Origin of the sequence: Mesorhizobium sp. B1-1-5 (assembly GCF_006443065.1) — a bacterium.
Taxonomy (GTDB): Bacteria; Pseudomonadota; Alphaproteobacteria; order Rhizobiales; family Rhizobiaceae; genus Mesorhizobium.
Genome location: NZ_VFWS01000142.1, coordinates 1 through 13,014 on the forward strand (window position 1 = coordinate 1; position 13,014 = coordinate 13,014).

A 13,014-nucleotide genomic window follows, 5' to 3' on the forward strand; every position below is an offset into this window, starting at 1 on the left:
CTTCTTCGGAACGAGGCCCGATGCTATGGCTCGCCCCATGAAGCCCGCCCCCTGCGGGCGCCGGCCACCTGAATTTTCAAGGCATGCCAGAGGGGTGTTGCGCGTCGTCGCGGTGCCGCAAACCCTAGAATTTATAGCTGAAATTCACGCCCAGCGTCTGCAGCTTCACGTCCTGGTCGCGGTCGGCGAAGGTGTCCGGCGCATCGAAATGCTCCTTGCCGAAATCGTAGTAGCGGTATTGCGCGCCGACGACGACATTGTTGGTCAAGGCATAGTCGACGCCGGCGCCGAGCGTCCAGCCGGTGTTGGTGCGGGTTTGGGCAAAGGCCGTGCCTGCCGCCTGTGAGGTCTCAATGCCGGCGAAAGCGACGCCGCCGATGCCGTAGATCAGCACGCGATCCATGGCGTAGCCGGCCTTGGCATCGATCGATCCGAACCATTTGATGTCGGTGCCGAATGTGTTTGCCGGGCCGGCCTCGGCGGTGCCGTCGATCGAGGCGTAGTTAAGATCGGCCTCGGCGCCGATCACAGCCTGGTCGAATTGCCAGAGCCCCGCGACATGGCCGCCGACGAAACCGCCATCGATGTCGGGCTTGACCGAAAACGGACCGCCACCGTCGCCGCTGATGTCGGAGCGGCCCCAGCCATAGCCGGCCTGCAGGCCGGCGTAATAGCCGGTCCAGTCGAAGCCGGCCGCGGTCATCGGCAGATCGGCACCCAGATCCGCCGCCCGGGCGGATCCGGACAGCAGGACAAGAAAGCCGGCACTGGCAAGCGTCAGTCGACGCATCGATCGCTCCGAAATGGCGGTTTCGAACGACTCCTCGAAACAGACTAGCCCCATTCGCCGCGAAACGGAATTGCATCTCTGCAACAGTGGTTTACGACCTGACGCTCTGGCTCCGGACGCCGAGATTTGCCAAAGTGACCTACGCAGAGGACTCAAAGCTCATGACGAACGCCAAGCCGACCAGCACCGCAAAGCCAAAGCCGTGGACGGAAGTGGCGACACATCTGGTCGACGTCGCGGTGGGCCGGAAGCCGGCCGATCTGGTCATCCGCAACGGTCGCTGGGTGAACGTCCATTCGGGCGAGATCATCCCCGGCACCGATATCGCGATCGCAGCCGGCCGCTTCGCCTATTGCGGGCCGAACGCCGGCCATGCCATCGGGCAGGGGACGAAGGTGGTCGATGCCGGCGGGCGCTATTTGGTCCCCGGCCTTTGCGACGCGCATATGCATGTCGAGAGCGGCATGGTGACGGTGACGGAGTTCTGCCGCGCCGTCATCCCGCACGGCACGACCTCTATGTTCATCGATCCGCACGAGATCGCCAATGTGCTTGGACTGCCGGGTGTGCGCCTGATGCATGACGAGGCGGTCGCGATGCCGATCAACGTGCATGTGCAGATGCCGTCCTGCGTGCCGTCGGCGCCGGGGCTGGAGCATGCCGGCGCCGAATTGACGGTCGCCGACGTTGCCGAGGCCATGACCTGGGAAAACATCATCGGGCTTGGCGAGGTGATGAATTTCCCCGGCGTTGTCGCCAACGATCCGGTGATGTCGGGCGAGATCGCCGAGACGGTCAAGGCCGGCAAGACGGTCGGCGGGCACTATGCGTCGCCCGATCTCGGCCTGCCGTTTCACGGCTACGTCGCCGGCGGGGCGGAGGACGACCATGAAGGCACGCGCGCGGAGGACGCGATCGCGCGGGTGCGCCAGGGCATGAAGGCGATGCTGAGGCTGGGATCGGCCTGGTACGACGTGGCGGCGCAGATCAAGGCGGTGACCGAAGGCGGCATCGACCCGCGCAACTTCATCTTGTGCACCGATGACAGCCATTCCGGCACGCTTGTGCATGAAGGCCATATGGACCGCGTGGTGCGGCATGCCATCGCCCAGGGGCTGAAGCCGGTGACGGCGATCCAGATGGCGACGCTCAACACCGCGCAGCATTTCAGGCTGGAGCGCGAGATCGGCTCCATCGCGCCCGGGCGGCTCGCCGATCTGCTGATCGTTTCGGACCTTGCCCGCATGACCATAGACGAGGTCTATGCGCGCGGCGTCCGGCTGGCGAAGGGCGGCAAGCTGGAGATCGACATTGCGGCCTATGATTATCCGCCATCCTCGAAGAATACCGTCAGGCTCGGCAAGAAACTCGCGGCGAAAGACTTCGACATTTTTGCGCCGCAGGGCGCCAACGAGGTGCGGGCGCGGGTGATCGGCGTGATCGAGAACCAGGCGCCGACGCGGGCGCTGGAAGCCGACCTGCCGGTCGAGGACGGGCTGGTCGCCATGGATCGCCGCAACGACATATGCCAGATCGCACTGGTCGAGCGGCATCGCGGCACGGGCGGCGTCACCAACGCCTTCGTCTCCGGCTTCGGCTATGTAAAAGACTGCGCAATGGCGTCCAGCGTGGCGCATGACGCGCACCACATCATCGTCGTCGGCACCAACAAGGAGGATATGGCCTTGGCCGTGAACCGGCTGAGCGAGGTGGGCGGCGGCGTCGTGCTTTATTCCGAGGGCAAGGAATTGGCGCTGGTCGAGATGCCGATCGCCGGCCTGATGTCGGACGAACGCGCCGAGATCGTCGCGGCCAAGGCCGATCAACTGACCGAGGCGATGCGCAAGGTCGGCTGCTCGCTCAACAACGCCTATATGCAGCACTCGCTGCTGGCGCTGGTGGTCATTCCGGAGCTCAGGATCTCGGACGTCGGCCTGGTCGACGTGACCACGTTCCAGAAGGTCGATCTTTTTATCTGAGCGTCAGCTATCCGCCGGTAGCGATGGTCAACACCCTGAACGGCGTGGTGATGACGACCTCGGCGACAGAGCCGACCGCCTTGCCGAGACCCTGGCCGATATTGTTGAGCTGCGTCGGGTCGGGCTCGTCCGAGGCAAGGCCGGCCGGCGTGCGCAGCCGGTTGCCCAGCAATTGCACCAGGATCGGATTGTCGGCGAATTTGGCATGGTTCAGGCCGCCGTCGCCGCCCTTGGCGTGGGTCAGGTCGACCACCGTCACGCCGTAATCGGCGAGGTCGGCCGCGTTGCCGTAGTCGCCGACGCGCGGCTTGTCGCCGGAAATGAAGCTCGACAGCTTCAGCGCCCGGTCGTCGCCGGAAAGCAGGATGGCGAAAGGTTTGTCCGGCTTGCCGTAGCGGATCATCTGCTTCTTGAAGACATCGACGTCGATGTCGGGCGAGGCGAGGATGACGTAACCGAGCTTGCCGCCAAGATCGCGGTCGCCAGTGATGGCGAGCTGGCGCAGCGCCTCCATCGTCAGCCAGGTGCCCATCGAATGGGCGATGACGTCGATGCTCTTGACGCGTGTCTTGGCAAGCATCCGCAGCGTCGCCTCGAGATCGTCGCGCGCGGCGGTCGAACTGTCCTTGTCGTAGATGTAGCCGGTCGCCTTGGCGCTCGATGCCCATGAGAACAGCACCGGCGTTCCGGGATATTTGGTGTCATGCGCTATCTGCGTGATGCGGTAGATACCGTCATCGAAACCGTTGTTGAAGCCGTGCACGAACACCAGGGCACGGTCGCCGCGCATGGAAATGTCGGCGCCGACCGCCTTGGCGAATTGCCGCGCGTCGCCATAGTGGACGACATCGGTGGCGGTGAACTGCTTGGCCGGATTGGAGTCAGCCGAGCCCTTGGCGCGCTCGATCGCGCCGACCTGGTGGATCTTCGGCACGGTGACGTCGACGCGGGCGTAGCTGGTGGTCAGCGAACGATCGCCGTCGAAGACCTGGCGCGGATCCTTGGTCGCCTGCTGGCGGGTGGTGGCGACGAAGATCTCATGCGTGGCGGCAATGTCGGAGGCAGGCGCTGTAACTGTTTTGCGGTTGAGAAGATCGTGCGTGGGACCGGCGCAGCCGGCGAGGGCGAGCGTGAAGGCAAGGCCGACAACGATCTTCACATGCACAGTCACCCGGGATCCCCCAAGGGCGGCAATTTCTCTTGCTACTGCGATAAAGCCAGAGAGCGGCCGGGTCCAGTTCAAAGTCCCTGCGGCGCGGAACCCGCACGCATACGGTTACTGCGCGGCCAGCTGACGGATGCGGTCCGTCACATCACGGTCGCTGGCAAAGCCATCGTCCTCACGCAGCCGCTGTCCGATCATCTGCACCATCATCGGATTGTCGGCGAATTTGGTGTGGTTGAAACTGTCGACGCCCTTGATCTTGGAGAGGTCGACCACCGTGACGCCATAGGAGGCGAGATCTGCGGCATCCCGATAGTCGCCGACGCGCGGCCGCGCGCCGGCGATCAGGCCGGAGAGCCGCAGCGCCCGGTCGTCGTCCGACAGGAGCAGGATGAAGGGCTTGTCCGGCTTGCCGTAGCGGCGCATCTGGCTCTTGAAGACATCGACATCGATGTCGGGCGAGGCGAGCACCACGTCGCCGAGCTTGCCGCCGAGATCGCGGTCGCCGGTGATGGCAAGCTGGCGCAGCGTTTCCATCGTCACCCAGGTTCCCATCGAATGGGCGACAATGTCGATGCGCCGGGCGCCGGTCTGCGCCAGCATCCGCAGCGTCACCTCCAGCTGGTCGCGGGCGGCGGCGGCGCTTTCCTTGTCATAGACATAGTCGGTGGTCTTGGCACCGGAAGCCCAGGAAAACAGCACCGGCGTGCCCGGATAGCCGGAATCGTGGACGATCTGGGTCAGCCGGTAGACGGCGTCGTCGAAGCCGGTGTTGTAGCCGTGGACGAAAACCATGACGCGGCCGCCGCGGGCGTCGATGTCGGCGTTGAGGGCGCTGGCGAATTTCGGCTGCGTGTCGTAGCCGACAACTTCGGAGGCCATGAAATACTTGGTCGGGTCGTTCGACTTGCCGCGCGAGCGGCGCTCGATCTGGCCGGTCTGGTGAATGGGGGGAACGGTGACGTTGACACGCGCATAGTTGAGCGTCGCCGAGCGTTCGCCGTCAAAAACCTTGTTCGGGTCGTCGGAGCGCTTGCGGGTCGTGGCGATGAAGATCGAGTGGTTGCCGGCGATCTCGGTCGCCGTCGTCGGCACGACGACGCTGCCCAGGATTTCCTGCGTCTGGTGGCCCGCGCAGCCTGATATCAGCAGGGCATAGGCAATGATCAGAATTGTCTTCAACCGCACGTCGACACTTTCACTGGCAATTCCACTCCGGCCACGATTGGCCGTCCACCTCCGCGGAAATCTCCCGGACAGCCGAAGTGCGGCTAAAGTAAGTCGTGTCCAGTGGAAATTGGCTCAACGTCGGGCGACGGCCATCGCACTGTTGCGCGAAAGCCAAAACGGCGGCAGGAAGGTTGCCGGCGCGGGATACGGCTGTCCTGGCGTACCGCCGAGACCAAATGAGGGACTTCTATTGAACAGCTTCTCTTCTCGCGTCGCCGCTGCCGCCGAGGCGATCCGCGAAATCTTTCCGGAAACGCCGCTGCAGGAGAACGATTACCTGTCCAAGAAGACAGGCGCGCGCATCCTTTTGAAGCGTGAGGACCTGACGCCGGTGCGCTCCTACAAGATCAGGGGCGCGTTCAACTTCTTTCGCAAGGCGCTCGCCGCCGGCAACAATGCCGAGCTGTTCGTCTGCGCCTCGGCAGGCAATCACGCCCAGGGCTTTGCCTTCGTCTGCCGCCATTTCGGCAAGAAGGGCGTCGTGTTCATGCCGGTGACGACGCCGCAGCAGAAGATCGACAAGACGCGGCTGTTCGGCGGCGATTTCGTCGAGATCAAGCTGGTCGGCGACTTCTTCGACGATTGCTACCGCGCCGCCTTCGAATTCACCGAGACCGCCGGCGCGCATATGGTGCCGCCCTTCGACCACAAGGACATTATCGAGGGCCAGGCGACGGTTGCCTACGAGATCGCGGCCCAGATGCCGGGCGGGCGCGTGCCCGACATCGTCATGCTGCCGGTGGGCGGCGGCGGCCTTGCCGCCGGTGTGACCCACTATTTCGCCGACCAGCATCGCGATCCGCGTTTCGTGTTCTGCGAGCCCGCGGGCGCGCCGAGCCTGCGCGAGAGCCTTGCCGGCGGCAAGCGGGTCAGGCTCGCCAAGGTCGACAATTTTGTCGACGGTGCCGCGGTGGCCGAGATCGGACGCGAGCCGTTGCGCCATCTCAAGGACTTCACCGCCGATGCCGTGCGGCTGGTTCCGGAGAACCGGCTCTGCGCCACCATGATCGAGATGCTCAATGTCGAGGGCGTCGTGCTGGAGCCGGCCGGCGCGCTGGCGATCGACGCGCTCAAGGATTTTTCGCGCAAGGAGATCAGGGGCAAGACGATCGTCGCGGTCGTCTCCGGCGGCAATTTCGACTTCGAGCGGCTGCCGGACGTGAAGGAGAGGGCGCTGCGCTTCGAAGGGTTGAAGAAGTATTTCATCATCCGCTTCCCGCAACGGCCGGGCGCGCTGCGCGATTTCCTCGAAATGCTTGGTCCCGACGACGATATCGCCCGCTTCGAGTATCTGAAAAAGTCGGCGCGCAACTTCGGCTCGGTGCTGATCGGCATCGAGACCAAGGACCGGCGCAATTTCGACCTGCTGAAAGCCAATTTCGACGCTGAGGGCGTGCAATATCAGGATATCACCGACAACGAGACGCTGGCGGGGTTCATCATATGAAGGGCACGGTTTTCGTTGCGCTATTTTCCGGCATCAATGTCGGCGGCAACCGCATTGTCAAAATGGCGGAGCTCAAAGCCCTCTTCGAAAGTCTCGGCTTCAGCGATGTCGCGACCTATGTGCAGAGCGGCAATGTCGTGTTCCGGGCGAAGAAGGGGGACGCGGCGGCGCTGACCAGGGAGATTGAGGCTGCCTTCGAGAAGAAGTGGGGATTTCATTCGCGCATCATGGTGCGCGATGCCGGCTGGTTCGAGCGGCTGGTGAAGGACAACCCCTATCCCGAGGTCGCCGGCGAGCCGACCAAGCTGCACGCCTATGCGCTGGAACGGGAGCCGACCGCCGAGGAGACGAAGCGGCTCGCCGACAAATGCACCGGCCCCGAGCGCTTCGAGGTCAAGGGCGACGTGCTTTACCTGCATGCGCCGGATGGTGTCGGCAAATCGGTCTTCGCCAATCTCATCCCGCGTACCTTGAAGGTGCCGGGCACGGCGCGCAACTGGCGCAGCGTGCTGGCGCTGCTCGAAATGGTCGGCAAGGCCGGCGGCTGACTGTTCGAGGCACTTTTCCCGGAATTGCTCCAGCTCAGGCGGCCTTTTGCCAATCGAAGCTCAATTCCTCGCGGAAGGCGAAGCGCTTGATATGGTCGGCGACCACGCTCTCAAGCCGCTCCAGCGACGCTTCATCGTCGGCGGCCACAGCGATGTGCAGCGCCTGATCGTCGGCGTCCATCACGGTGCGGCCGATCGAGAGTTGGATGGCGCCGTGCCGCGGGTCGAACTCGACCGGGAATTTATGCGACCAGTGCTTGCAGAGCTGCTGCAGGTAGCGGCTGGCATGTTCGGTGGCGACATCGGCGCGGCTGGTCAGCATGAAATTCTCCTGGCGGATGAAGAAACGCCAGCCTGGACGAGGCTGGCGCCAATTCCCGATAGATAGGCGATGCCCGGCGAAACGCTAGAGTGTTTCACCGTTTCGCCGAAACGGCGAACCGCTCTATCTCTTCGTTTTGACGCAATTCCGAACGGAAAACCGCCCACACTTTTGCTGGAATTGCTCTGGCGGCGGCCGGCCAGATCGGCGCGGCATCGCCGGATTTACCAGGCCCCTGTGTTCGGCATCGAGGCCCATGGTTCGGCCTTCGCCTTGGCCGGGCCCTTCTGCAGCAGCTCGATCGAGATGCCGTCCGGCGAGCGGACGAAAGCCATGTTGCCGTCGCGCGGCGGACGATTGATGGTCACGCCATTGTCCATCAGCTTCTGGCAGGTTGCATAGATGTCGTCGACCTCGTAGGCGAGGTGGCCGAAATTGCGGCCGCCCTTATAGTCCTCCGGGTCCCAATTGTAGGTCAATTCGACCAGCGGCGCTTTCTCATCGATGCCGCTCTGCTCGTCTTCCGGCGCGGCGAGGAAGATGAGCGTGTAGCGACCCTGCTCGTTCTCGTAGCGGCGCACCTCCTTGAGGCCGAGCTTGTTGCAGTAGAAATCGAGCGACTGGTCGATATCGGCGACGCGGACCATTGTGTGCAGATAGCGCATGGCGGCTTCCTCAAAGTGTTGGGGTTGCGGGCACCATAGGAGCCGTCCGGTGAAAGGGCAATCGTCCGACAATAGCGGCGGCGCGGTCGATTTCAGGCCTTGCGATTTCGGCTTACGGAAGCGCCGGCAAAGGACATTTCAGCCTTTCCGGTGCTGAACGGTGAAAAAAGGCACGTCAGCCCTTGCACACCCCGGAAGCCGCAGTGTTAATCTCTTGGCAAGAATCAGTTGCGGTTCAGTTGGAAAAAGGGGGCATTCTTATGGGGGAAAAAGCCTCTTTCACGAGGCGGGACGGAAGCCTTGACGACGCCTTGCAGCGGGACAATGGCGGCGACTCCGCCGAGCTTGTCGAAATCGCCGGCGCTATCAAATGGTTCGACGTGGCCAAGGGCTACGGCTTCATTCTTCCGGACGACGGCGTCTCGGGTGATATTCTCCTCCATGTGACATGTCTTCGAAGGGACGGTTTCCAGACGGCGCTCGAGGGCGCGCGGGTCGTCTGCCTGGTGAAACAGGGCGAGCGCGGCTTGCAGGCTTTCCGCGTCCTTTCCATGGATGCCTCGACGGCCGTCCACCCGGCAGAGCAGGAACAGCGCACCCACGTCACCGTCAACCCGGAGAGCGGCCTCGAGCGAGCCTTGGTCAAGTGGTTCAACCGCACCAAGGGTTTCGGCTTCCTGACGCGGGGCGAGGGGACGGAAGACATCTTCGTCCACATGGAGACGCTGCGGCGCTACGGCATAACCGAGCTCCGCCCCGGCCAAGTCGTGCTCGTTCGCTTCGGACGCGGCGACAAAGGCCTTATGGCCGCCGAAATCCACCCCGATATGGGTACCTTGTCGGTCTCGCACTGAGGGCTTCTCGACGCAGTCGAAAAGTCCCTTTGCCGCGGCGCGACCATCTTGTCCGAAAACCGGTTCCACTTGTCCGGATCATGGGTTAGGACGAGCGTCTGGACGAGGTACGCATGGTTCATCGCAATTGGCTGACTGCGGGCATATTCTGCGCCGCGATCGTTTTCGCCGCCTGTTTCATTGCTGCGAAACCAAGTTCGGCGGATGCGATGCTGCTGCCGATCGACCGGACGCCGCTTGTGGTGTCGACCGGCTCCGGCGAGCGTTCCTTCTCCATCGAGATCGCCGATACCTCAGCCGAACGCGAGGCAGGACTGATGTTTCGCCGGACCATGGCAGACGATCACGGCATGCTGTTCGTCTTTGAAAGAACGGACGAGGTGGACTTCTGGATGAAGAACACGCCGATGGCGCTCGACCTCATCTTCATCGGTGAGGATGGCAGGATCAAAGCCATCAAGCGCGGCGAGCCCGAATCCGAAGCGATCATCTCGCCGGGACAGCCCGTGCGCTTCGTGCTTGAACTCAAGGCCGGCACAGCCGCCAGGGACGGCATCAAGGAAGGCGATCTGTTGCGCCACCCGGCTATCGCCTCCAGTTCCAACTGAGAAGCAGTTCCGCCGATGCAGTTCTTTTCCCATGACGGTTTCGAACTTGCCTATCTCGATCGCCAACCGGCCTCGGGGCAGGGCAACCCGGTGCTGATGATCCACGGCTTTGCCTCCAGCCACTACGTCAACTGGGTCTCGCCGGGCTGGTTCAAGACGCTGAACGACGCCGGCTACCGGGCGATTGCCTTCGACCATCGCGGCCATGGCTCGTCGTCGAAGAGCTATGACGAGGCCGATTACACGCCGGCCAAGATGGCGTCCGATGCGGCCGCGCTGCTTGATAATCTCGGCATCGAGCGCGCGCATGTCATGGGTTATTCGATGGGCGCGCGCGTCTCGGCTTTCCTGGCGCTCTCCGATCCGCAGAAGGTGGCGACGCTGGTGTTCGGCGGCCTCGGCATCGGCATGGTCGACGGCGTCGGCGACTGGGATCCGATCGCGGCTGCCCTGCTGGCGGAGGATCCCGCCGCCACCACGCATCCGCGCGGCCGCTCCTTTCGCGCTTTCGCAGATCAGACGCGCAGCGACCGTCGTGCGCTTGCGGCTTGCATCGCAAAGTCGCGCGAGTTGCTGAGCGAGGATGACATGGCCCGCATCGCCCAGCCGACGCTGATTGCCGTCGGCACGAAGGACGACATCGGCGGTTCGCCGGACGAGCTTGCGGCGCTGATGCCGAATGCCAGTGCCTTTCATATCGAGGGCCGCGACCACATGCTCGCCGTCGGCGACAAGAGCTTCAAGCAACGCGTGCTCGAGTTCTACGCCGAGAACCCGCTCTAAGCGCGCGGCGCTGCTGGGCTGACAATGGTCGATCTGCTGGTCACCTATATGGAGATGCTGGCGCCGCCTCAGGGCGTGCCGCTTGCGTCACCGTCGCCCGTCGCGGTCGTGGCGCGCGAAAGGCCCGATCTTTCGGGCTATCTCGATCTCTATCGTGCCGTCGGCGGACCGGTGCAATGGGACCAGCGACTGCGCATGTCAGAGGCGGACCTCGAAAAGCTGCTCGCCGATGACGCCACGCACATCCATGTGCTGCGTGTCGCCGGCGAGGCCGCCGGCTTCTGCGAGTTCAACAATGTCGGCGAAGAGGCTGTCGAGCTCGTTCACTTCGGACTGGTCCCGGCTTTTCAAGGAAAGCGGCTGGGGCCGTTCCTGCTCGACCAGGCGTTACGCGCGGCGTGGTCGCATCGGCCGCGAAGGCTTTGGCTCCACACCGACACTTATGACCATCCGGCCGCCCAGTCGGTCTATGGAGGCGCGGGATTCAAGCCTTATGCGCAACGGATGGAGACTTTTCCGGATTAGGCTTTTCAGCCCTCCAACGCTGCGAGCGAGCGCTGGAGGTTCGTCCTTGCCCGGGTCTCGAAACGCTGCCGGAATCCGGATGTGTAGAAAATATGCGGACGGGCGAGGAAACTCTTCAGGACCGCCGCGCGGCCGGCGCGCCACATCGGCTCCTCCACCCAGCCATATTCCAGCCGGACCGCCTTCTCATAAGCATCGAAGACCGCGGGTTCGGCGCCGAGGATCGCCAGATCCATGTCGAGCAAAAGCGCCGCATCGTTGAGCGCATTCTCGTCGCGTGAAGGCGGCAATTGATGGGTGGCGGTGGCGTTGATCATCGCCGCTATGCGGGCGAGGCGAGGCGGATCGACGCGCCCAGCGAGCTTTTTCTCGGCCAGGTCTGCGCTTTTTGCCTCATTGTCCTTGGCGCGGCTGTCATAGATCGCGTCATGAAACCAGATCGCCGCTTCGACAGCCTCGGGGTCATGCAGAAGCCGTCGGTATTCGGCCGCCAGCGCCAGCATAGCCTCGATGTGGGCCAAGCCATGGTAGTGGCGATCGGCAGCCCGGTAGAGCGCCGCAAGCTCGCTTTTCAGCGCGTCGTCGATCAAGGGTTCGTTTTCCATCGTCGCTTGAATTTGCGTGAACCAGGTCCATTTGACAAAGCACTAAGGAAAATTGAGTTCAACCGTGCTATGATCTGGCCTATATGTGCCGCCGGAGAATGAGCAAGGCCGGAGAGCGTCGATGAACAGCGTTACGATTGCCCGCCCCAGCAGGGTGCAGCCGGTCGATCCGATCTGGCGGTCGATCCGCGACGAAGCGATGGAGGCGGTGAACCGCGATCCATTGCTAGCTGCGTTCCTCTATTCGACGATCCTCAACCAGGAGAGCCTGGAAGAAGCGGTGATCCACCGGCTTGCCGAGCGCCTCGATCACCAGGATATCGGCTCCGATCTCATCCGCCAGACCTTCAAAGCCATGCTGGATGACGATCCCGACTGGAGCACGACGGTGCGCGTCGACATCCAGGCCTATTACGACCGCGACCCGGCCTGCGACCGTTTCATCATGCCGGTGCTCTATTTCAAGGGTTTTCACGCCATCCAGACGCATCGTCTGGCGCATTGGCTGTGGAACCATGGCCGCCGGGACTTCGCGCTCTACCTGCAGAGCAGGTCGTCATCGGTGTTCCAGACCGATATCAACCCGGCCGCTCGCATCGGCAAGGGTATCTTTATCGATCACGCCACCGGGCTGGTCGTCGGCGAGACGGCGGTCATCGAGGATGACGTGTCGATCCTGCACGGCGTGACGCTGGGCGGCACCGGCAAGGCCAATGGCGACCGTCATCCGAAGATCCGCCGCGGCGTGCTGATTGGCGCCGGCGCCAAGATTCTCGGCAATATCGAGGTCGGTCATTGCTCGAAGATTGCCGCCGGTTCGGTGGTGCTGTCGCCCGTGCCGCACAACAAGACGGTTGCCGGCGTGCCGGCGCGGGTCGTGGGGGAAACCGGCTGCGACCAGCCTTCGCGACAGATGGACCAGCTCCTGCCGTCGCAGAGCATGGACCACGTGGTCAGCTTCGACATCTGAGATTGTCAGCCCGATTGGTGACCGGAATCCGGCCACGGTTTTCAGGTGCCGGTTGTCACGTGTTATCCTGTCGGCTTGCCTTTACATCGCCACCGTCGGCGTGTCAGAAGCGCGTTCCCATGAATTAAGCCGACATTTCGGAGAAGTCTTTTGAAGCCTGACGAAATCAGAAAGCTGGACGCCTATTTCAAGCGCGTCTTCCAAAATCCCAAGCTGCAGGTGAAGGCGCGTCCGCGCAAGGAAGACTCGGCCGAAGTCTATGTCGGCGACGAATTCCTCGGCATCGTCTTCAAGGACGAGGACGACGGCGACTACAATTTCTCGATGGCGATCCTCGACATCGATCTGGGCTGATCCCACGCCCATGGCGATGCCGGACGCAACCGCGGCCGGCCTTCCGTCACTGTCCCGCCTTCAGGACACGCCCGGCCTCGGCGGTGATTGCCGCGTCAAGCGCCTGCCAATCCCCCAGAAATTCCTTCGGGAAGCGATAGGTGAGGCTGAGATCCTCGCCGACATGGAT

At 63.2% G+C, this 13,014-nt stretch carries 15 protein-coding genes; 9 read left to right on the plus strand and 6 right to left on the minus strand.

Annotated elements, in window-relative coordinates; all coding sequences use genetic code 11:
• Positions 1 to 124: 124 nt before the first annotated feature.
• Entirely contained in the window at positions 125 to 790 is a 666-nt protein-coding gene (locus tag FJ980_RS26620; protein WP_140546657.1) for an outer membrane protein, read from the minus strand.
• A gap of 161 nt (positions 791 to 951) precedes the next feature.
• On the opposite strand from FJ980_RS26620, the gene ade reads away from it, so the two are divergent.
• Entirely contained in the window at positions 952 to 2,769 is a 1,818-nt protein-coding gene (ade, locus tag FJ980_RS26625) for an adenine deaminase (protein WP_140546658.1), read from the plus strand.
• A 7-nt stretch (positions 2,770 to 2,776) separates the two neighbouring features.
• Here ade and FJ980_RS26630 read toward each other — a convergent pair whose 3' ends face one another.
• Positions 2,777 to 3,940, minus strand: a complete 1,164-nt coding sequence (locus FJ980_RS26630; RefSeq protein ID WP_140546659.1) for an alpha/beta hydrolase — start codon at positions 3,938 to 3,940, stop codon at positions 2,777 to 2,779.
• A gap of 105 nt (positions 3,941 to 4,045) precedes the next feature.
• Positions 4,046 to 5,122: an alpha/beta hydrolase gene (locus tag FJ980_RS26635; RefSeq protein ID WP_140546660.1), complete on the minus strand. Its 1,077-nt coding sequence runs from the start codon at positions 5,120 to 5,122 to the stop codon at positions 4,046 to 4,048.
• A 232-nt stretch (positions 5,123 to 5,354) separates the two neighbouring features.
• Here FJ980_RS26635 and ilvA point away from each other — a divergent pair, with 232 nt between their 5' ends.
• Both ilvA and FJ980_RS26645 read left to right on the plus strand, forming a co-directional pair.
• Positions 5,355 to 6,611, plus strand: a complete 1,257-nt coding sequence (gene ilvA / locus FJ980_RS26640; protein WP_140546661.1) for a threonine ammonia-lyase IlvA — start codon at positions 5,355 to 5,357, stop codon at positions 6,609 to 6,611.
• Positions 6,608 to 7,159: a DUF1697 domain-containing protein gene (locus tag FJ980_RS26645; RefSeq protein WP_140546662.1), complete on the plus strand. Its 552-nt coding sequence runs from the start codon at positions 6,608 to 6,610 to the stop codon at positions 7,157 to 7,159. Before ilvA ends, FJ980_RS26645 begins: the two co-directional genes overlap by 4 nt.
• A 34-nt stretch (positions 7,160 to 7,193) precedes the next feature.
• Here the strand turns inward: FJ980_RS26645 and FJ980_RS26650 are convergent, their stop codons facing one another.
• Together FJ980_RS26650 and gloA are read right to left on the minus strand one after the other, a co-directional pair.
• Positions 7,194 to 7,481 (minus strand): DUF2218 domain-containing protein, encoded by a 288-nt coding sequence (locus FJ980_RS26650; RefSeq protein ID WP_140546663.1) that lies wholly within the window; start codon positions 7,479 to 7,481, stop codon positions 7,194 to 7,196.
• Between the two features lie 224 nt (positions 7,482 to 7,705).
• Positions 7,706 to 8,146 carry a lactoylglutathione lyase gene (gloA, locus tag FJ980_RS26655; RefSeq protein WP_140546664.1) on the minus strand — a complete coding sequence of 147 codons (441 nt, stop codon included), beginning with the start codon at positions 8,144 to 8,146 and terminating at the stop codon, positions 7,706 to 7,708.
• A 260-nt stretch (positions 8,147 to 8,406) separates the two neighbouring features.
• Here gloA and FJ980_RS26660 point away from each other — a divergent pair, with 260 nt between their 5' ends.
• The 4 genes from FJ980_RS26660 to FJ980_RS26675 all read left to right on the plus strand — a co-directional run bounded on the left by FJ980_RS26660 (position 8,407) and on the right by FJ980_RS26675 (position 10,916).
• On the plus strand, positions 8,407 to 9,000 hold the full coding sequence (locus FJ980_RS26660) for a cold-shock protein (protein WP_095765583.1): 594 nt from the start codon (positions 8,407 to 8,409) through the stop codon (positions 8,998 to 9,000).
• A gap of 113 nt (positions 9,001 to 9,113) precedes the next feature.
• On the plus strand, positions 9,114 to 9,608 hold the full coding sequence (locus FJ980_RS26665; RefSeq protein ID WP_140546665.1) for a DUF192 domain-containing protein: 495 nt from the start codon (positions 9,114 to 9,116) through the stop codon (positions 9,606 to 9,608).
• 15 nt (positions 9,609 to 9,623) lie between these two features.
• On the plus strand, positions 9,624 to 10,391 hold the full coding sequence (locus FJ980_RS26670) for an alpha/beta hydrolase (protein ID WP_140546666.1): 768 nt from the start codon (positions 9,624 to 9,626) through the stop codon (positions 10,389 to 10,391).
• A 24-nt stretch (positions 10,392 to 10,415) separates the two neighbouring features.
• Positions 10,416 to 10,916 (plus strand): GNAT family N-acetyltransferase, encoded by a 501-nt coding sequence (locus FJ980_RS26675; protein WP_140546667.1) that lies wholly within the window; start codon positions 10,416 to 10,418, stop codon positions 10,914 to 10,916.
• Between the two features lie 5 nt (positions 10,917 to 10,921).
• Here the strand turns inward: FJ980_RS26675 and FJ980_RS26680 are convergent, their stop codons facing one another.
• Positions 10,922 to 11,521 carry a hypothetical protein gene (locus FJ980_RS26680; protein WP_140546668.1) on the minus strand — a complete coding sequence of 200 codons (600 nt, stop codon included), beginning with the start codon at positions 11,519 to 11,521 and terminating at the stop codon, positions 10,922 to 10,924.
• 121 nt (positions 11,522 to 11,642) lie between these two features.
• On the opposite strand from FJ980_RS26680, the gene cysE reads away from it, so the two are divergent.
• Complete coding sequence (gene cysE, locus FJ980_RS26685; protein ID WP_140546669.1) at positions 11,643 to 12,491, plus strand: serine O-acetyltransferase; 849 nt, start codon at positions 11,643 to 11,645, stop codon at positions 12,489 to 12,491.
• A gap of 150 nt (positions 12,492 to 12,641) precedes the next feature.
• Positions 12,642 to 12,845, plus strand: a complete 204-nt coding sequence (locus tag FJ980_RS26690; protein ID WP_042644432.1) for a DUF3126 family protein — start codon at positions 12,642 to 12,644, stop codon at positions 12,843 to 12,845.
• The last annotated feature ends 169 nt before the right edge of the window (positions 12,846 to 13,014 follow it).

What these genes read in the sequence shown, in the direction of transcription:
- FJ980_RS26620 (WP_140546657.1), bottom strand. Translation starts at nt 790, where the DNA reads ATGCGTCGACTGACGCTTGCCAGTGCCGGCTTTCTTGTCCTGCTGTCC.
- ade (WP_140546658.1), top strand. Translation starts at nt 952, where the DNA reads ATGACGAACGCCAAGCCGACCAGCACCGCAAAGCCAAAGCCGTGGACG.
- FJ980_RS26645 (WP_140546662.1), top strand. Translation starts at nt 6,608, where the DNA reads ATGAAGGGCACGGTTTTCGTTGCGCTATTTTCCGGCATCAATGTCGGC.
- FJ980_RS26650 (WP_140546663.1), bottom strand. Translation starts at nt 7,481, where the DNA reads ATGCTGACCAGCCGCGCCGATGTCGCCACCGAACATGCCAGCCGCTAC.
- gloA (WP_140546664.1), bottom strand. Translation starts at nt 8,146, where the DNA reads ATGCGCTATCTGCACACAATGGTCCGCGTCGCCGATATCGACCAGTCG.
- FJ980_RS26660 (WP_095765583.1), top strand. Translation starts at nt 8,407, where the DNA reads ATGGGGGAAAAAGCCTCTTTCACGAGGCGGGACGGAAGCCTTGACGAC.
- FJ980_RS26665 (WP_140546665.1), top strand. Translation starts at nt 9,114, where the DNA reads ATGGTTCATCGCAATTGGCTGACTGCGGGCATATTCTGCGCCGCGATC.
- FJ980_RS26670 (WP_140546666.1), top strand. Translation starts at nt 9,624, where the DNA reads ATGCAGTTCTTTTCCCATGACGGTTTCGAACTTGCCTATCTCGATCGC.
- FJ980_RS26675 (WP_140546667.1), top strand. Translation starts at nt 10,416, where the DNA reads ATGGTCGATCTGCTGGTCACCTATATGGAGATGCTGGCGCCGCCTCAG.
- FJ980_RS26680 (WP_140546668.1), bottom strand. Translation starts at nt 11,521, where the DNA reads ATGGAAAACGAACCCTTGATCGACGACGCGCTGAAAAGCGAGCTTGCG.
- cysE (WP_140546669.1), top strand. Translation starts at nt 11,643, where the DNA reads ATGAACAGCGTTACGATTGCCCGCCCCAGCAGGGTGCAGCCGGTCGAT.